Here is an 18,356-nt window from a genome sequence, read left to right as displayed (position 1 = left end):
GCAAGGCGGAGGGAGGAGAGCGCAGCGGGCTGCGCCGACGACCGACAACGCAGCGTGCGTGCGTGCCGGACGCCCCCGGCCAGACAGGACTTTCAAAACACGCCCTCGGCCGGTCCGCGTGAAGCGGGCCGGCCGACAGCGGGCGGGGCCCGGTGGCGGCGTTTGAGGACCAACCCCGGGGCAGAGCCCCGGATTCGGCAAGGAGCGGGTAGGGGACCAGCCCGCCGCAGGCACACCCGCACCCCGCCAAACCTCACCCCACAGAGCTATAAGCCACAACCCCCCGCAACACCGCCTCCACCGCCTTACGCGCACTCCGTTCCACAGAACTACCGTCCCGCGGAGCCGCAGCCGCAATCTGCCCCAGCACGTCGATCACCTGCTTGCACCACCGCACGAAGTCCCCCGCCGGCATCTCCGCCTCGCGCAGCACCTCGTCCAGCGTCCGCCCCGACGCCCACATATAGACCGCCCAGGCAAAGCCCAGGTCGGGTTCGCGCTGCCCGACCCCCTCCGCCTGGTTGATCTTGAAGTCCTCCTCCAGGGCGTCGAGCCGACCCCAGATCCGGACCATCTCACCCATCGCGGTCTTCGCGGGCCCCGACGGCAGCTTCGGCGCCATCGCGTCATCGGCCTGCCGCGCCTCGTACACCAACGCCGAGACGCACGCCGCGAGTTCGGCCGGGTTCAGGCCCTCCCACACCCCGGCCCGCAGACATTCGCTCGCCAGCAGATCCAGCTCACCGTAGAGCCGCGCAAGCCGCCGTCCGTGTTCGGTGACCTCGTTGCCCCGCAGATAGTCGAGCTCGGTGAGCAGCGCGACGATCCGGTCGAAGGTGCGGGCGATCGTGTTCGTCCGCCCCTCGATCCGCCGCTCCAGCTGCCTGGTGTCGCGCTGCAGCCGGTGATACCGCTCGGCCCACCGCGCATGATCCTCACGCTCGTCACACCCGTGGCAGGGGTGCGCGCGCAACTCCGCCCGGTAGCGGGCGATCTCCCGGTCGTCGGCCGCCGCGGACCGCCCCTTGCGGTGCCGCTCCGGCACTATGTGCCCGGCCTTGGTCCGCAGCGCGGAGGCCAGATCGCGGCGCGACTGCGGCGAGCGCGGGTTGAACGACTTCGGCACCCGCATCCGCTCAAGTGCCTCCACAGGAACCGGGAAGTCGATCGAGGCGAGTCTCTTGACCTGCCGCTCGGCGGTCAGCACCAACGGCCGCGGCCCATCGTGGTATTCGAGCCCGCGTTGCCCGTGCCCATGAGTCCGTCCGGCGGACAGCCCCGGGTCGAGAACCAGTGCAAGTCCGGCGAACTTACCGGTGGGGACATGGATGACATCGCCGGGCTTGAGCTTCTCCAGGGACGCCGCTGCCGCGACACGCCGCTGCGACGCGCCCTGCTTGGCGAGCTCCGTCTCCCGGTCCTTGAGTTCGCGGCGCAGTCGCGCGTACTCCTCGAAGTCACCGAGGTGGCAGGTCATACCCTCCCGGTAGCCCTCCAGTCCCTCTTCGTTCCGCTGGACCTGCCGGGAGATCCCGACCACCGACCGGTCGGCCTGGAACTGTGCGAAGGAGGTCTCCAGCAGCTCACGCGAGCGATGCCGCCCGAACTGCTGCACAAGGTTCACGGCCATGTTGTACGAGGGCCGGAAGCTGGATCGCAGCGGATACGTACGCGTACCGGCGAGTCCGGCCAGCGCCCCCGGGTCCATGCCGCGCTGCCACAGCACCACCGCATGGCCTTCGACGTCGATCCCACGCCGTCCGGCCCGCCCGGTCAGCTGGGTGTACTCGCCCGGGGTGATGTCGGCGTGCTGTTCGCCGTTCCACTTGACGAGCTTCTCCAGCACGACCGAGCGTGCGGGCATGTTGATGCCGAGGGCAAGGGTCTCCGTCGCGAAGACGGCCTTGACGAGCCCCCGTACGAACAGCTCCTCAACAACTTCCTTGAAGGTGGGCAGCATGCCGGCGTGGTGCGCGGCGATGCCTCGCTGCAGTCCTTCGAGCCACTCGTAGTAGCCCAGGACGTGGAGGTCCTCACCGGGGATGGACGCGGTCCGCTCCTCGACGATCTCCCGGACCAGGCGGCGCTTGTCCTCGTCGTTGAGCCGCAGTCCGGCTTGCAGACACTGTTGTACGGCGGCCTCGCAGCCGGCCCGGCTGAAGATGAACGTAATGGCGGGGAGCAGCCCTTCGGCGTCCAGCCGGTCGATGACCTCGGGCCTGGCCGGGGTCCAGATCCGGCTGCGCTGGCGCCGTTCGCGCTCGCGGTCCGCCTCTCGCACCATCTTGCCGCGGCGGCGCTCACGCGGGTTGTACGCCCGCTGGTTCTCCATCCGGACGAGCCGGACGAGGTCGGGGTTGACCTCGCGGCGCCCGGCGCCGCGGCCGCCGTGATCGGTCTCCTCCTCGAAGAGGTCGTACATCCGGCGGCCCGCCAGCACGTGCTGCCAGAGCGGCACGGGACGGTGCTCGGAGACGATCACCTGGGTGTCGCCGCGGACCGTGTCCAGCCAGTCACCGAACTCCTCGGCGTTGGACACCGTCGCCGACAGCGACACCAGGGTCACGGAGTCCGGGAGGTGAATGATCACTTCTTCCCAGACGGCGCCCCGGAAGCGGTCGGAGAGGTAATGCACCTCGTCCATCACCACATAGCCGAGGCCGCGCAGCGCCTGCGAGCCCGCGTAGAGCATGTTGCGCAGCACTTCGGTGGTCATGACGACCACCGGGGCATCGCCGTTGACGCTGTTGTCACCGGTGAGCAGGCCGACCTTGTCCGGTCCGTAGCGCTTGACCAGGTCGGCGAACTTCTGGTTGGACAGGGCCTTGATGGGTGTGGTGTAGAAGCACTTGCGGCCCTGTTCGAGGGCGAGGTGCACGGCGAATTCGCCGACGATCGTCTTGCCCGAGCCGGTAGGGGCGGCGACGAGCACCCCCTTGCCGGTCTCCAATGCCTCACAGGCCTCGATCTGGTAGGGGTCCAGATCGAACTCGTACATCTCGCGGAAGGGCGCAAGTGCGGTGGCCAGCTCGGCGGCACGGATCCGAGAAGCCTGGTATCGCTCAGCTGGTGAGAGGTCCTCTGTCATCTTGCTTACGAGCCTACCCGCCACCTCTGACAGTGACGCGATCTTTAAATCCCGGTGGGAGAACCCGGCGCGAGCACCCTCACCGCACCCGGTACACAGGTCGCGGTGAGCGGCAGCGCCCCGAGCTGTTCACCGTCTGCGTACGCGGTGACACCGGCTGCGGCCAGCTCGATCGAGGAGACCCTGTGCACGGTGACCTTCGGGTGGCTGAGGTGCGTTCCCTTGTAGACGCGAGGGAAGACCTTCAGCAGGGTGGTGCGGCTGCAGTCGCCGACGACGGTCACGTCGAAGAGCCCGTCGTCCATGACGGCGTCCGCGCAGATCCGCATGCCTCCGCCGTACGTCGATCCGTTGCCGACGGCGATGAGCGTCGCCTCGATCTCCCTGACCGGTCCACCGTCCAGCCCGATGCGGTACGGGATGGGCTTGAACGCGGCGAGTTCGGCGAGGATCGCGAGGTCGTACTTGAACCGTCCGCCGACCCAGCGCATCCGGTTGCCGCGGTCGTTGACCCGGGAGTCGAAGCCGGAGGCGAGCACCGACCCGAACCATCGCTCACCGACCCGTCCGAGGTCGATCTCGCGGACGGTCCCGCCCTTGAGCGCCTCGGCGGCCAGCCGTCCGGCGGCGGCCGGATCCCGTATCGGCATCCCGAGCGCGCGGGCGAAGTCGTTCCCGGTGCCCACGGCGACGACCCCGAGCGGGGTCAGCGTTCCGGCAACGGCCTGCAGGGCGAGGGACATCATGCCGTCCCCGCCCACCGCGATCAGCGCACCGGTCCCGCCCGCGACGGCCTCGCGGGCCCGCCGCAAGGCGTCGTCGGCGTCCGTGCCGAGAACCGTACGTACGGAGAATCCGGCGTCCCGCAACGCGGAAGCGGCCGGCTGCGCGGCGTGCGCGCCCCGGCCGCGTCCTGCGGTGGGATTGACGAAAAGAGTGATCTCGCTGGTCACTCCGAGGACCTTACAAGGTCAGGTGATGTCGTCGTAACCATTGACCCGGTCACGGTCCGCGTTCGCCTGTGTGGGCAACGACCGGCTGGACGAGACCGGTTCGATCCCGCCGATGTCCTCGGGGGTGAGGTCCAGCTCCGACGCCTCGCCGTCGTCAAGGCCGGCATCGGGATTGGAGCGCTGTCTGCGCTTGTCGTTGAGGAGGGAGAAACCGACCGCGATGAAGTACAGCACCGCGAGCGGGCCCGCGAGCAGAAGCATCGAGATGGGATCGCCGCCCGGTGTCGCGATGGCCGCGAACGCGGTGAGTCCGACGATCATCCCGCGCCACCAGCGCAGCATGCGAACGCCGGACAGGACCCCGGTCATGTTGAGCAGGACCAGCAGCAGCGGCAGCTCGAAGGCCAGCCCGAAGACGATCACCATGCGGGTAATCAAGTCGAGAAAGTCGTCAAGCGGCAGCAGGTTCTTCACGTTGTCGGGCGTGAAGCCGAGCATGATCTGGGCAGTCTGCGGCAGGATCTCGTACGCCAGGTAGGCGCCGGCCAGGAAGAGCGGCACCCCGGCCGCGACAAAGGCCATCGCATAACGCTTCTCCTGCTTGTGCAGGCCCGGGGCCACAAATGCCCACAACTGGTAGAGCCAGACGGGGGTGGCCACCAACACACCTGCCATCAGGGACACCTTCAACGCGATGGTAAAGGGTGACAGCAGACCATTGGTGGTCATCTCCGCGCACGGTCGACCATTGATCATGGTCACGGCGCCGTTCTTGCAGCCGACCGAATCCAGGATCGGCTTCATCAGGAACTCGAAGATTTCCTTCTGGAAGAACGCTGCCGCGATCACGGTGATCACGATGGCCAGGACCGACTTCAGCAGTCGATCGCGCAGCTCACGCAGGTGCTCGAGGAGAGGCATCCGCCCCTCGTCGTCTTTCTCCTGCTTGCGGGCAGACTTGAGCAACCCACTTCCCTCGTCTCGTGCGGCAGCGGTCGGTGGAGCGGATCAGCTGTCAGTTCTGGGTGGTGGGCTTGGCCTCGCTGACCGGACGGGCGCTGCTTACGTCTCCCGGAGCGGCCTGAATGGTACGGGCGGGCGCTGCCTGCGGCGCGGTGTCCGCGGCGGCCTCCGTGGTGGGCGCCGCGGGCTCCGCGTCGTCCTTCTTCATGGCCTTGGCCTCGCTCTTGAGGATGCGGGCCGACTTGCCGAGTGAACGCGCCATGTCGGGAAGCTTCTTGGCACCGAAGAGCAGCAGGATGACAGCGATGATCAGAACGATCTCGAGGGGCTTCAGATTGCCGATCATGTGCGACTTCCTTCTCACTGAGGCGACTGGAGGGCGAGCTCGCTACCCATTCGGCCGGACGCACGTCCGACCTGCGCGCTGGCAGCGATCGTAACCCGTAGGGGTAAACGCAAGGCAATGCCCGTGCATACTCCCGCTTGCGGCCCGCGCCTCCCCGCCTGGGCCGACGTCAGCAGCGTACCTCCCGCACCATTGAATCAAGAGTCCGCTCCCCTGCTAGCGCAGCGCCTCACCGGTGGCGGCGAGGTCGGTCGCGGCCCGCTCCAGGTCCTCCGCCGCCCGGTTGACGCGCTGGGTGGTTCGCGTCACCTGACGCCCCAGACGCTGGGCCTCGATGAAGACCTTGACGGCCAGCACGCCGAGGACGGCGATCCCGAGAAACCCCAGGGCGATGGCGAGCATGGGCCAGAACATGCGCAGAGCCTCAATGTGTCTAGGTGTCCGAAGTTCTAAAGGCTGGTGTGGAGGCGCAGCGTCCGCACCCCGCCACCGGTGAGGAGCTCAACTATCCGTTCCCCGGCGGGCTTACGGACGGCCGCACCGCACGCCGGGCAGGTGAAGGAGTAGAACGTCGTCCGGCGGCTGGCGCCCACGGCGAGACGGATGGCGCCCGCCGCCAGCTCGAACCGCTCGCGGCAGTCCGGGCAGGCGGCCTTGAACCGTACGGACTCGGGCACCACCACGGTCGGAACACCTGACACCACAGACATATTGCTCATAATCTCTCTCAGGGATCCGCTCAGGCCGGGTCGTCATAGGCGGCGAGCGCCGCACGGGCCGCCTGCTGTGCGCTCTGCGCCAGTTCCGGCGGGGAGGCAATGCGGCCTTCTCCGCCCAGTCGCAGCGCGAGCCTGCGCAGTGAGGCCGGATCGGGGGTGCGCAGGGTGATCCGCAGCCCGCCGTCGGGCAGCTCCTGGGCGCTGTCGTGCGGGTAGTACTCGGCGACCCACCGGCCCCCGGGTCCCACCTCGACCACGACCTCCGGGTCCTCGGCCGCCGGCTGGACGAGCCCTTCGGACAGATCCCGCAGTTCGAGCTCGGGCGGCGCGGCCGACTCGTCCAGCAGCCGGATCTCGGCGACCCGGTCGAGCCGGAACGTACGCCGGTCCTCGGAGGACCTGCACCAGGCCTCCATGTACGTATGCCCAACAGCGAACAGCCTGATCGGGTCCACCTCACGCTCGGTGAGTTCATCGCGCGCGGGCGAGTAGTAGCGCAGCCATAGCCGACGCCGCTCGGAGATCGCCCGGTCGACATCGGCGAAGACACCGCCCTCGGACTCGAAGGTGACCGAAAGCCGCGAGCTCGCCGCCCCCACCTCACCGGCCGCGGTCTCCAGCTTCGCGGTGGCCCGCAGCAGCGCCTGCCGGTCGCTCTCGCGCAGCCCGGGCAGCGTGGCCACAGCGCGGGCGGCGACCAGGAGAGCCGTCGCCTCGTCGGCCGCCAGCCGCAGCGGCTCCGCGACATCGTCCGGGTTGTGCCACCAGATCCGGTCGCCGTCGGTGTCGATGTCCAGCAGATCCCCGCCGCGGAAACTCGTACCGCACATGGGCAGCACGTCGAGGTCCGAGATCAGCTCGTCCTCGGTGATCCCGAAGGCGCGGGCGACGTCCTGGACATGGGCGCCGGGGCGCTCACGCAGATACGTCACCAGGGAGAGCATCCGGCGGGTCTGGTCGATCGCGTTCGTAGCCATGAATACGGTCCCCCTCAGTCCTTGGCCACGGCGCGCAGCCGGTCCATCACATCGGCCCGCAGATCGGCGGGCTCCTGCACGACGACGTCCGGGCCGAACTCCACGAGCCAGGCATCCAGACCATGTCCGTACGGAATCTCCAACTCGTCCCACCCGTCCCCGAGTTCCCGGACCGATATGGCGCGCGAGCGCAGCGGGTATCCGGCACCGGCCCGCAGCCTGATCCGCGCGGTCCTGGTCGCCGTCTCCCCCGCCCAGCTCTCGACGGTCTCGCGGACGGTCACGACATCGGGCACCTCGACGGTGAAGGCCGCGGCCCGGGAGCGGACCCGGCCGGTGATCCTGGAGAGCCGGAACACCCGCTCGGCGCCGCGGTCCCGGTCCCAGCCGGCCAGATACCAGTGGCCGCGCCAGCACTCCAGCGTCCACGGCTCGACCTGGCGCTGCTCCGGCCGGGCGGCGTTGGCCTTGCGGTAGTCGAAGGTCACCGGGCGGCGGTCCCGGCAGGCCAGCATCAACGGCTCGAACGCCGCCTCATGAACGGGGATACGGGGTTCGAGGGCGCTGTGCACCTCGTACGCGTCCTCGGCCTCCGGCATGCCCGCGGCCCGCAGCTTCTGCAGCGCACCGCTGGCGGCACCGGCCAGCCGCGCCTGCTGCCAGACCTTGGCGGCCAGTCCGAGCGCGGCGGCCTCCTCGGCGTCCAGCGTGATCGGGGGCAGCCGATTGCTGTCGCGGCGGGCGAGATATCCCGTGTCTCCGTCCAGGTTTTCCACGGTCTCGATGACCAGACCGAGCTCGCGCAGATCGTCCTTGTCCCGCTCGAACATCCGGTTGAAGGCGTCGTCGGAACCGGCTTCCAGATAGGCCTCGATGGAGCCGCGCAGTTCGCGTTTGCTCAGCGGGCGCCGGGTCCCCAGCAGACACAGAGCCAGGTTCATCAGCCGCTCGGCCTTGGCGATCGCCATCGACGCCCTTTCTGTTTTGCTCTACGACCGTCGACCGTACCGCTACGCGGTGTCCGGACAAAAGCGAGGGCCCGCGCCTTGCGGCACGGGCCCTCGTATCTCACGGCGCGGATCAGACGGCGACGAGGTCGCAGACGAAGATCAGGGTCTCGCCGGGGGCGATGCGGCCGCCACCGGCGCCGCGGTCGCCGTACGCGAGGTGCGCGGGAATGGTCAGCTGGCGACGGCCGCCGACCTTCATGCCTTGCACGCCCTTGTCCCAGCCGGAGATGACCTGACCGGCACCGAGCTGGAACTGCAGCGGGGTACCGCGGTTCCAGGAGGCGTCGAACTCCTCGCCGGTGGAAAAGGCCACGCCCACATAGTGGACGGAGACGGTGGCGCCCGCCTTGGCGACCGCGCCGTCGCCTTCCCAGATGTCCTTGATCTCCAGGTCGGCCGGCGGCTCGCCGCCCGGGAAGTCGATCTCGGGCTTCTCGATGCTCACTGCAGTGTGCTCCTTTTAGCGATGCATATGACGGGACTACGACAGGACATTTTCACAGATCGACGGTCAGACCGTGCCCAGGATGTCAACCACGAAGACGAGCGTGTTCTTGGCCAGCTCGCTGGAGGGATTGGCGGCGTAACCGAGGGACGGCGGAATCACCAGCAGCACGCGGTCACCGACCTTCTTGCCAACCAGGCCCTTGTCCCAGCCCTGCACGACGGATTCGGTACCGATCTGGAAGGCGGTGGCGCCGCCATGGTCCCAGGAAGAGTCGAACTTCTTGCCATCTTCCCACTTCACACCCGTGTACTGGGCGACCAGGCCCTGCCCCGCCTCGACCTTCGGCCCTGTGCCCTTGATGAGCACCTGCTGCTTCAGCTCAGTGGGGGCCTTCTCGCCCTTCGGAATGGTGATCGTGGCTGCCGCCTTCGATGGGGCTTTCACCTCCGGCATCCCTGGCGCGGGCGCCGCCTGCTCACCCTTGACCTCAGCCTTGGAGTCCACCGCAGTGGCTCCGACCAGGTCGAGGACCCAGACCAGGGCGTCGTCCGCGGTCAGACCGGATTGTGGGTCGAGGTTCTCACCGATGAGGTCGCCCGCAGTGCCCTGCACGAGAATGCGACTGCCACTCTTCTGGCCCTCGACCGCGTCGAGGATTTTCTCGGGCAGTTGTCGGCTCGGTTGGCCGATCCGTTCCACGGCCTGCCGGCGCGCCCCCTTCGCGCCGGGCGCCTGCTGGGTCCAGCTGCCACCGAGGGGCTCGGCGCCCTTCCACTTCTCGACGGTCCAGTCCAGGCGGACGAAGTCGCCCTTCTTGGCCTCTGCACCGCTGCCCTGCGAGACGGTCTCGATCACCGTCTTGCCCGCGTGCGTCGCGCCCTGCGGAATGGAGATCTCGGGCGCGGACCCAAACTTCCCGGTGACCTTGGCCACACTGCCCGCCGACGTCTCCGATTCGGATCCACACGCTGCGGTAAACAGCAGGGCAGACACCGCAACAGCGGCGGCAATACAGCGCTTCGTGTAGTAGTTCATCAGTCCCACTGGGAGTCGGGGCAATGGCAACGAGCCCACTCTACGGTGCGGGCCAAGTCCCGCACCGTAGGCGTTCCACCGCACTCGAGCGATCAAGGTCCGGCGAACCGGGACCCGTGAGACCGACCGGCAAATCGGGGGACGGCGAGCGCGGCTTGTCCTCTCCCACCTGCCATGGCATGTCCCTGCGTTCACACCTGACGAGAGACTCCGCGGTCAGCGGCGCAGTGCCTCCGCGGGCTGGATACGCGAGGCTCGCCAGGCTGGGTGGCGACCCGCCGGCACCCCCGTGGCCAGGCGGATCGCCGGAGCCGCGGCGGCTGTCGCAGGGCGGCCGGTCGCGGGCCGACGCCACCCCCATCACGGCCTTCGTCCTGGACGTGCATTCCTTGGTCGGAACACACGATCGGACGAAGGCCGCCCGCGCGTCCGGCGAACGCCCAGGTGGGCGAACAAGTTCGAGACGCCATTCGAGGCCACAAGATAAAGATCAAGCTCAGCAGCCGTTTCAAATGGCGCCAACTCGACGAAACGCGATGTAACGGGCACTCCTGGGGCGAACCGTCGGCCGCCGTGGGCGGCCTCCGGCTCTCACATACCCGCGATCAGCTTCTCCACCCGGTCGTCCACCGAACGGAACGGGTCCTTGCACAACACCGTGCGCTGTGCCTGGTCGTTGAGCTTGAGATGTACCCAGTCGACAGTGAAGTCCCGCCGCTGCTCCTGGGCCCTGCGGATGAAATCACCGCGCAGCCGCGCCCTGGTGGTCTGCGGAGGCACGGACTTGCCCTCGAAGATCTTCAGGTCGTTGCAGACACGGGCGGCCTGTCCCTTGCGCTCCAGCAGGTAGTACAGGCCGCGACGACGGTGGATGTCGTGGTACGCGAGATCTATCTGGGCGACCCGCGGATGCGACATGGTCATGTTGTGCTTGGCGCGGTACCGCTCGATGAGCTTGTACTTCATCACCCAGTCGATCTCGGTCTCGATCCGGTCGAGGTCCTCGGCCTCGACCGCGTCGAGGGTACGGCCCCACAGCTCCAGGACCTGGGCGACGGTCCCGGTGCGGATGCCACGGCGGTCCACGAAGTCGACGGCCTTCTCGTAGTACTCGCGCTGCACCTCGATGGCGGACGCCTCACGGCCACTGGCCAGGCGCACCTTGCGCTGACCCGTGGTGTCGTGACTGACCTCGCGAATCGCCCGGATCGGGTTCTCCAGCGTCAGATCCCGCATCACCGTGCCCGCCTCGATCATGCGGAGCACCAGATCGGTCGCGCCGACCTTGAGCAACATGGTCGTCTCGGACATGTTGGAGTCACCGACGATGACATGGAGACGGCGGTACCGCTCCGCGTCCGCATGCGGTTCGTCACGCGTATTGATGATCGGGCGGGAACGCGTCGTGGCGGAACTGACGCCCTCCCAGATGTGCTCAGCACGCTGGCTGACGCAGTAGACCGCGCCCCGGGGTGTCTGCAGCACCTTGCCCGCACCACAGATCAGTTGCCTCGTAACGAGGAAGGGAATGAGGATGTCGGCGAGCCGGGAGAATTCTCCGTGCCGCGCCACGAGGTAGTTCTCGTGACACCCGTAGGAGTTTCCCGCCGAGTCGGTGTTGTTCTTGAAGAGATAGACGTCGCCCGCGATTCCCTCCTCGTGCAGGCGGCGTTCGGCGTCGACGAGCAGGCCTTCGAGAATGCGCTCGCCGGCCTTGTCGTGGGTGACCAGCTCGGTCAAGTTGTCGCATTCGGGGGTTGCATATTCCGGATGCGATCCCACGTCGAGGTAGAGGCGGGCGCCGTTCCGCAGAAAGACATTGCTGCTGCGGCCCCATGACACAACACGGCGGAAGAGGTAGCGCGCCACTTCATCAGGAGACAGTCGGCGCTGTCCCCTGAACGTGCACGTGACGCCGTACTCGTTCTCCAGCCCGAAAATGCGGCGGTCCATGACTGAACATTACGCCTGATGGCCTGAGCTGAAACCGGGTTCGACAGCACCGTTTCGACCATTTTCCGATCCCCGTACGGCAACAGCCGTTTGCCCGGGAACTGCGAGGACCTTTCCCGTGGCCATCAGAACCAGCAGCGCCGCCACCCCACCGGCCCCCGCGACGGCAAAGCTCCACGTCGTGCCGCCCAGCTCTACGGCCGGGCCCGCCACTGCCGTTCCCGCCGCCGCGCCCACTCCGAACGTCGTCACCAGCCAGGAGAACGCCTCGGTCACCGTGCCCCGCGGGGCATGCCGGTCGACCACGATGAACGAGCACGCGATCGCGGGCGCCAGAAAGACTCCGGCCACCGCCGCCAGAGCGGTCATGGCGACCACTCCCGGGGTCAGCATCAGCGGCAGATAGCCCAGTGCCAGCAGCGCGACGATGACCCGCAGCCGGCGCTCCGGAGCCCCGGCCCACTGCCGCGCCCCGTACACCGCACCGCCGATCAGCGCACCCAGCCCGAGCGCGGCCATCAACCAGCCGTACACCGACTCCCGGCCGTGGTCGTCGGCGTACGCCACCCCGGCCACCGTGATCGAACCGAGCGCGAGCCCGACGAAGAAGAACGAGCCGAGCAGCGCCAGCAGTCCCGGCGAGCGCAGCGCGCCCAGCCAGTGCGCCTCACGTGGTGCGGAGCGCCAGGCACGGGAGGGCTCGGAGAGGACGACGGAGAGCGCCCCCAGGACGCCGATCGCGTTGATCACGAGCAGGGCGGCGGCGGGCGACCACACGGAGACGAGCAGCGTCACCAGCAGCGGGCCCACGGTGAACATGACCTCCTGGGCGACGGCATCCATCGCGTACGCCCGGTGCACCCGGTCCTCGCCGCCCAGGACACTCGGCCACAGGGCCCGCAGACCGCCTTCCAGCGGCGGGGTGGACACACCTGCCACCATCACCGCCCCGTAGGCCAGCGGCAGCGACCCCAGACCGACCAGGGCCAGCAGGGTCATGCCCAGCGCCGACACCACGGAGGCCGGGAGCTGGACGCGCGGCTGGCCGTACAGGTCCACGGCGCGGCCCAGCAGCGGCTGTCCGACCGCAGTGGACAGTCCGTACACCGCCGCGAGCGCACCGGCGAGGGTGTAGCTGCCGCCCTCGGCCCGGGTGAACAGCACGATCGCGATATGGGCGGTGCCGCTCGGCAGCCGTCCCACGAGGGTCCCTGTCAGCAACCGGGCGGCATGCCGCGCCCGGAGGATGTCCAGATATCCCGCGGCCATGTCCCGCCCCCTCTCTTTCGGGCACTCTCCGGCACCCTGAGGTTTTACGTATAACGTCGAGGTTCATACGTACCATGTCCCAGTCCGCAGGTCCACCTCACGGCGCCTGCCTCTACCGGCCCGGAGGCCCGAGTGACCAGCGCACCACAGTCACAGCCCGCCCCGACCCGGCCCACCAGCCGCGACGTCGCGCGGGCCGCAGGCGTCTCGCAGGCCACCGTCTCCCTCGTGCTCGGCGACAAATGGCGGGGCAGGGTCTCCGAGGCCACCGCCGAGCGCGTACGGCACGCCGCGCACGAACTCGGCTACCAGCCCAATCTCGCCGCCCGCAACCTCCGCCTCGGCCGCACACGGACCGCCCTGCTGGTCGTCCCCGCACTCACCAGCGAATTCTTCGCGCGCGTCTACACCGGCGCCGCCGCGGTCGCCGCCGAACACGGCTTCGGGGTCGTCCTCTACCCGTCCCCCGAAGGCACCGGGCCGGCCAGGGATCCCTTCGCCTCGGCGCGCGCCTCCCTCGACGGGGTGATCGCCTCCTCCATGGCCGCCGGCGCACTCGACGCGCTGCGCGGCGCCGGCCTGCCGCTGGTCATGCTCGACAGCGACCCGGCGGGCACCGGCGTCGCGGCACGGGTCAACCTCGACATCGCCGACGGCATGCGGCAGGTCGCGGAGCATCTGCTCGCGCTCGGCCACCGCCGCTTCATCCACCTCGCGTCGGCGGTCGACACCTGGACCTTCACGGTCCGCGCCCTGGCGCTCCACGACACCCTGCGGGCGGTGCCCGGCACCTCCGTACAGACCGTCACGGCGACGCTCGACGTGCAGTCGGGCCGCGAAGCCGCGGAGCACGCACTCGCCGCCTCCGGCCCCCGGCCCACCGCCATCGTCTGCGACGACGACATCCTCGCCGCGGGCGCCTGCAAGGCCGCCCGCAGGCTGGGGCTCCGCGTCCCCGGCGACCTCTCCGTCACCGGTTTCGACGATCTGGCCCTGGCCACGGCCGTCGAACCGGAGCTCACCACCGTGCAGCTGCCCGCCGAGCAGGTCGGTGAACGCGGCATGGCCGCCCTGCTGGCAGTCCTGGACGGCCGCCCGGCCGAGCCCGGCAGCCTGCCCGTGCGCCTGGTGGCACGCAGCTCCTCGGCACCCCCGCCCGCGGACGGTCAGCGCTCATGACGGTGCCCCGGCCCGCCGGGAAGGGCGGACCGGGGCATCGGCGCAGCGGTGGACTACTCCTCGGAGGACTCCACGTCCCCACCGGAATCGGTGGACTTGGTGACATCCGTCGTGCTCGCAGGGGACTCCGTCCCGGAGGACTCAGTCCCCTCGCCGTCCTCGATGTCGGAGGGGGCATCCGTCGGCACGGAGCCGCCGTCCGCCTCCAGCAAACGCGCCAGCTGCCGGCCGACGATCCGCTTGAACTTCCGCTGCTGCGGCCTCGTACGGTCCAGGACTGCGACTTCCAGCCGCTCCGCGGGGATCTCCCGCTCGCTGCCGTTGGGATCGCGGGACAGCGCCTGCACCGCCAGCTTGAGCGCCTCGGCGAGCGTCATGCCGTCGCGGTGCCGCTGGTCCAGGAAGGTGCTGATCTGCTCGGCGTTCCCGCCGACCGCGACCGAGCCGTGCTCGTCGACGATCGAGCCGTCGTGCGGCAGCCGGTAGATCTGGTCGCCCTCCGGCTCGGCACCGACCTCGGCGACCACCAGCTCCACCTCGTACGGCTTCTCGGCCGCACTGGAGAAGATGGTGCCCAGCGTCTGCGCATAGACGTTGGCCAGCCCACGGGCCGTCACATCGTCACGGTCGTAGGTGTATCCACGCAGATCGGCGTAGCGCACGCCACCGATGCGGAGATTCTCGTACTCGTTGTACTTACCGGCGGCGGCGAAACCGATCCGGTCATAGATCTCGCTGAACTTGTGCAGCGCACGGGACGGGTTCTCGCCGACGAACACAATGCCGTCGGCGTACTGCAGCACAACAAGGCTGCGACCACGGGCGATGCCCTTCCGGGCGTATTCCGCCCGGTCGGCCATGGCCTGCTGAGGTGAGACATAGAACGGCGTCGACACCGGTTATCCGTCCCTTTCTGTCAGTGATCAAGAGCATCGAAGAAGCAGCGGAACGGGGGTCAGAGCAGCGCGGCGCGCGGGCCGTCGGGCTGTTCCATCCGGCGTTCCAGAATCGAGCGGGCGATCTCGGAGGATTCCGCCTCGGCCAGCTTCCGGAAGCCCTCGTCGGTGATGACGGTGACGATCGGGTAGATCCGCCGGGCCACATCGGGACCGCCGGTCGCCGAGTCGTCGTCCGCGGCGTCGTACAGCGCCTGCACAACCAGCGTGAGGGCCTGCTGCTCCGTCAGATCCTCGCGGTAGAGCTTCTTCATCGAGCCACGGGCGAAGATCGACCCGGAGCCGGTGGCCGCATATCCGAGTTCCTCGGAACGTCCGCCGGTGACGTCGTACGAGAAGATCCGGCCCTTCTCGCGGTCGACGTCGAAGCCGGCGAAGAGGGGCACGACGGCGAGGCCCTGCATGGCCATGGCCAGATTGCTGCGGATCATCGTGGAGAGCCGGTTCGCCTTGCCCTCCAGGGAGAGCTGGGCGCCCTCGACCTTCTCGAAGTGCTCCAGCTCCAACTGGAAGAGCTTGACCATCTCCACGGCCAGTCCGGCCGTGCCGGCGATGCCCACCGCCGAATACTCGTCGGCCGGGAAGACCTTCTCGATGTCGCGCTGCGCGATCACGTTGCCCATGGTCGCCCGCCGGTCGCCGGCCAGGACCACACCGCCGGGGAACGTCGCCGCGACGATGGTCGTCCCGTGCGGCGCCTCGACGGCCCCCTGCAGGGGCGGCAGGTTCCGGTTGCCCGGGAGCATCTGGGGAGAATGGTCGGACAGGAAGTCCATGAACGAAGAGGATCCCGGTGTCAGGAAGGCAGCTGGTAGACGCCCGGTGCTACGAGTGTTGGCTTCCACGCGTTTCCCTCCACATATGCGGCGGCCCGCCTTATGACGTCGGGCCGATCTTTGAACTGCCCCAAGGCTGCGTTGCAGCTGAAGCACAGTACGCCACGGACCCTACCCGTCCCGTGACAGTGATCCACATGCTCCGGCAGGGCGTCCAAGCAGATGCAGCAGACGCCCACTTGATCGGCGATCAATGCGTCGCGCTCGGCGGGCGTAAGGCCGTACTCCCGCTTGAAGTAGCTGATCCGGTTCCGCTCCGCACCGCACTCACGGCAGTAACTGGCCCAACCGTCCGAGGAAGTCTTGTTCCGTTCCCACTGACTGTGCGGCTTGACCTCTCCACATTGCGGACAACGCTTGTTCCCGCGCGGTACTGGCACCTTGACGCGGACAGTCTTGCCTTTGGCCTCCTGGCGCTCCCGGTAATACTCGGCGGAACACTCCCGGCAATACACCTGGAGACCGTCGCGCATGGCCCTACTACTGGCGAAGGATGCTCGCGGCAGCGCGCGTTTGCACCGCGAGCAATCCTCCCCCCCGAAGAGTCCGACATGTATGCTATTGTCCGCCTTTTTGTACAAATGACCTCACGAAATCCTCTGCGTTCTCCTCGAGGACATCGTCGATCTCGTCCAGAACCGAGTCGACATCGTCACTCAGCTTCTCCTGGCGCTCCTTGAGGTCCTCGGACGCCTGCGCGTCCTGCGCCTGCTCCTCGACCTCCTCGGTGGAGCGCGTCGCCTTCTGCTGTCCGCCGCCGGTGTCCTTGGTCGCCATTTAGCTCACCCCGCTCGGTTCGAAGCACTTGATCAGACCCTACCTACGGGGTCCGACATTGGCCCGGTAGTTGTCTCAACGTCCGGGGGTCATCCCGATGTTTCCCCGATCGCGGCCCTTTCAGCCGCCCGACAGCACCTGGACCAGCTCTTCCGCCGTGCGGCAGCGGTCCAGTAGCTCCTTGACGTGATTACGGGTGCCGCGGAGCGGTTCCAGGGTGGGTACCCGTTGCAGTGAGTCATGGCCCGGCACATCAAAGATGACCGAGTCCCAGGAGGCCGCGGCCACCTCGTCCGCGTACTGCTCCAGGCAGCGGCCGCGGAAATAGGCCCTGGTGTCCTCCGGAGGCTTCGTACGTGCCTTCTCGACCGCGTCGTCGTCCAGCAGGCGCTTCATCTTCCCGCGGGCCGCCAGACGGTTGTAGAGGCCCTTCTCGGCCCTCACATCGGCGTACTGGAGATCCACCAGGTGCAGGCGCGCCGCGTCCCAGTCCAGGCTGTCCCGACGACGGTAGCCCTCCATGAGCTCCCGCTTCGCGATCCAGTCGAGCTCGCCGGACAGGCTCATCGGATCGTTCTCCAGCCGGTTGAGGGTGTCCTCCCAGCGGATCAGGACGTCCTTGGTCTGCTCGTCGGCGTCCGCGCCGTACCGTTCCTCGACGTACTTGCGGCCCAGCTCGAAGTACTCCATCTGGAGCTGCACCGCGGTGAGCGTACGGCCGCTACGCAGCGTGATCAGATGCTTCAGTGTCGGGTCGTGGGAGACGTGGTGCAGAGTGCGCACCGGCTGGTCGACCGCGAGATCGACGTTGATGAAGCCGTCCTCGATCATGGAGAGGACCAGGGCGGTGGTACCGAGTTTCAGATAGGTGGAGATCTCCGAGAGGTTCGCGTCGCCGATGATCACATGGAGCCGGCGGTACTTCTCGGCGTCGGAGTGGGGTTCGTCGCGGGTGTTGATGATGGGGCGCTTGAGGGTGGTCTCCAGCCCGACCTCGACCTCGAAGTAGTCGGCGCGCTGACTGATCTGCAAGCCGTGCTCGTGGCCGTCCTGGCCGATTCCCACGCGTCCCGCTCCGGTCACCACCTGGCGGGAGACGAAGAACGGGGTCAGATGGCGCACGATGTCGGAGAAGGGGGTTTCCCGCTTCATCAGGTAGTTCTCGTGCGTGCCGTACGAGGCGCCCTTGTTGTCGGTGTTGTTCTTGTAGAGGTGGATCGGCTGGGCTCCGGGAAGCTGGGCCGCACGTTCGGCCGCTTCGGCCATGATGCGTTCGCCGGCCTTGTCCCAGAGGACCGCGTCCCGCGGATTGGTAACTTCCGGGGAGCTGTATTCGGGGTGCGCATGGTCGACGTAGAGGCGGGCCCCGTTGGTGAGGATGACATTGGCGAGGCCGATGTCCTCGTCGGTGAGCTGGCTGGAGTCCGCGGTCTCGCGGGCGAGGTCGAAACCTCGCGCGTCCCGCAGTGGGTTCTCCTCCTCGAAGTCCCAGCGGGCGCGGCGCGCCCGGTGCATCGCCGCTGCGTAGGCGTTGACGATCTGGGACGAGGTGAGCATGGCATTGGCGTTGGGGTGGCCGGGGACGGAGATCCCGTACTCCGTCTCGATGCCCATTACTCGCCGTACGGTCATGCGGCCCTCCTTGCCCGGCGGCGCTCCCTTGAGGGGCGGCGCTCAAGTACCGCTGCTTGTCGGTGCGCGTGCGCTGCCCGTCCACGCACTGCGCGACCGGGCGGTACGCAAGAGCCTAGAGCGCCTCTGTGCTGGTGGGGAGATCAATTACGTCATTGCTGCGGTGTCGTGCGAGCTGTCCGGAAAGCGACCGGCTGCGGATGCCCGGCCGGGCA

Annotated in this window: 18 protein-coding genes; 1 reads left to right on the top strand and 17 read right to left on the bottom strand. The window is 68.2% G+C overall.

What is annotated here, in order from left to right; translation table 11 throughout:
• Positions 1-253 precede the first annotated feature (253 nt).
• The 12 genes from ABTZ94_RS27705 to ABTZ94_RS27650 all read right to left on the bottom strand — a co-directional run bounded on the left by ABTZ94_RS27705 (position 254) and on the right by ABTZ94_RS27650 (position 12,761).
• A complete protein-coding gene (locus ABTZ94_RS27705) occupies positions 254-3,088 on the bottom strand; it encodes a DEAD/DEAH box helicase (RefSeq protein WP_351204557.1) in 2,835 nt (944 codons plus the stop codon).
• Between the two features lie 44 nt (positions 3,089-3,132).
• A complete protein-coding gene (locus ABTZ94_RS27700; RefSeq protein WP_351204555.1) occupies positions 3,133-4,041 on the bottom strand; it encodes a diacylglycerol kinase in 909 nt (302 codons plus the stop codon).
• 18 nt (positions 4,042-4,059) lie between these two features.
• Positions 4,060-5,007, bottom strand: coding sequence for a twin-arginine translocase subunit TatC (gene tatC / locus ABTZ94_RS27695; RefSeq protein ID WP_351204553.1), 948 nt, complete (start codon positions 5,005-5,007; stop codon positions 4,060-4,062).
• 49 nt (positions 5,008-5,056) lie between these two features.
• Positions 5,057-5,350, bottom strand: a complete 294-nt coding sequence (tatA, locus tag ABTZ94_RS27690) for a Sec-independent protein translocase subunit TatA (RefSeq protein ID WP_351204551.1) — start codon at positions 5,348-5,350, stop codon at positions 5,057-5,059.
• Between the two features lie 216 nt (positions 5,351-5,566).
• Positions 5,567-5,764, bottom strand: coding sequence for a hypothetical protein (locus tag ABTZ94_RS27685; protein WP_351204549.1), 198 nt, complete (start codon positions 5,762-5,764; stop codon positions 5,567-5,569).
• Positions 5,765-5,799: 35 nt separating this feature from the next.
• Complete coding sequence (locus tag ABTZ94_RS27680; RefSeq protein ID WP_351204547.1) at positions 5,800-6,069, bottom strand: hypothetical protein; 270 nt, start codon at positions 6,067-6,069, stop codon at positions 5,800-5,802.
• A 20-nt stretch (positions 6,070-6,089) separates the two neighbouring features.
• Entirely contained in the window at positions 6,090-7,046 is a 957-nt protein-coding gene (locus tag ABTZ94_RS27675) for a helix-turn-helix transcriptional regulator (protein WP_351204545.1), read from the bottom strand.
• Between the two features lie 14 nt (positions 7,047-7,060).
• Positions 7,061-8,014, bottom strand: coding sequence for a helix-turn-helix transcriptional regulator (locus tag ABTZ94_RS27670; protein WP_351204543.1), 954 nt, complete (start codon positions 8,012-8,014; stop codon positions 7,061-7,063).
• A gap of 112 nt (positions 8,015-8,126) precedes the next feature.
• Positions 8,127-8,501 (bottom strand): FKBP-type peptidyl-prolyl cis-trans isomerase, encoded by a 375-nt coding sequence (locus tag ABTZ94_RS27665; RefSeq protein WP_351204541.1) that lies wholly within the window; start codon positions 8,499-8,501, stop codon positions 8,127-8,129.
• A gap of 66 nt (positions 8,502-8,567) precedes the next feature.
• A complete protein-coding gene (locus ABTZ94_RS27660; RefSeq protein ID WP_351204539.1) occupies positions 8,568-9,539 on the bottom strand; it encodes an FKBP-type peptidyl-prolyl cis-trans isomerase in 972 nt (323 codons plus the stop codon).
• 591 nt (positions 9,540-10,130) lie between these two features.
• Positions 10,131-11,492 (bottom strand): Pup--protein ligase, encoded by a 1,362-nt coding sequence (pafA, locus tag ABTZ94_RS27655; RefSeq protein ID WP_093894153.1) that lies wholly within the window; start codon positions 11,490-11,492, stop codon positions 10,131-10,133.
• A gap of 9 nt (positions 11,493-11,501) precedes the next feature.
• Positions 11,502-12,761, bottom strand: a complete 1,260-nt coding sequence (locus tag ABTZ94_RS27650) for an MFS transporter (protein WP_351204537.1) — start codon at positions 12,759-12,761, stop codon at positions 11,502-11,504.
• A 132-nt stretch (positions 12,762-12,893) separates the two neighbouring features.
• On the opposite strand from ABTZ94_RS27650, the gene ABTZ94_RS27645 reads away from it, so the two are divergent.
• Positions 12,894-13,940: a LacI family DNA-binding transcriptional regulator gene (locus ABTZ94_RS27645; RefSeq protein ID WP_351204534.1), complete on the top strand. Its 1,047-nt coding sequence runs from the start codon at positions 12,894-12,896 to the stop codon at positions 13,938-13,940.
• Between the two features lie 53 nt (positions 13,941-13,993).
• Here ABTZ94_RS27645 and prcA read toward each other — a convergent pair whose 3' ends face one another.
• The 5 genes from prcA to dop form a co-directional block, all read right to left on the bottom strand.
• Positions 13,994-14,836 (bottom strand): proteasome subunit alpha, encoded by an 843-nt coding sequence (gene prcA, locus ABTZ94_RS27640; protein ID WP_351204532.1) that lies wholly within the window; start codon positions 14,834-14,836, stop codon positions 13,994-13,996.
• 59 nt (positions 14,837-14,895) lie between these two features.
• A complete protein-coding gene (gene prcB, locus ABTZ94_RS27635; protein WP_351204530.1) occupies positions 14,896-15,741 on the bottom strand; it encodes a proteasome subunit beta in 846 nt (281 codons plus the stop codon).
• Positions 15,693-16,205, bottom strand: coding sequence for an endonuclease VII domain-containing protein (locus ABTZ94_RS27630; protein WP_351204528.1), 513 nt, complete (start codon positions 16,203-16,205; stop codon positions 15,693-15,695). Before ABTZ94_RS27630 ends, prcB begins: the two co-directional genes overlap by 49 nt.
• Positions 16,206-16,290: 85 nt before the next feature.
• Positions 16,291-16,509, bottom strand: coding sequence for a ubiquitin-like protein Pup (locus ABTZ94_RS27625; protein ID WP_016325855.1), 219 nt, complete (start codon positions 16,507-16,509; stop codon positions 16,291-16,293).
• A 120-nt stretch (positions 16,510-16,629) separates the two neighbouring features.
• Positions 16,630-18,141, bottom strand: a complete 1,512-nt coding sequence (dop, locus tag ABTZ94_RS27620) for a depupylase/deamidase Dop (RefSeq protein WP_351204526.1) — start codon at positions 18,139-18,141, stop codon at positions 16,630-16,632.
• Positions 18,142-18,356: the final 215 nt, after the last annotated feature.

This window comes from Streptomyces sp. NPDC002785, assembly GCF_040295565.1.
Lineage (GTDB): Bacteria > Actinomycetota > Actinomycetes > Streptomycetales > Streptomycetaceae > Streptomyces.
Note: the sequence above shows the minus strand (reverse complement) of the source record. Positions and strands in the feature narration are given on the sequence as shown.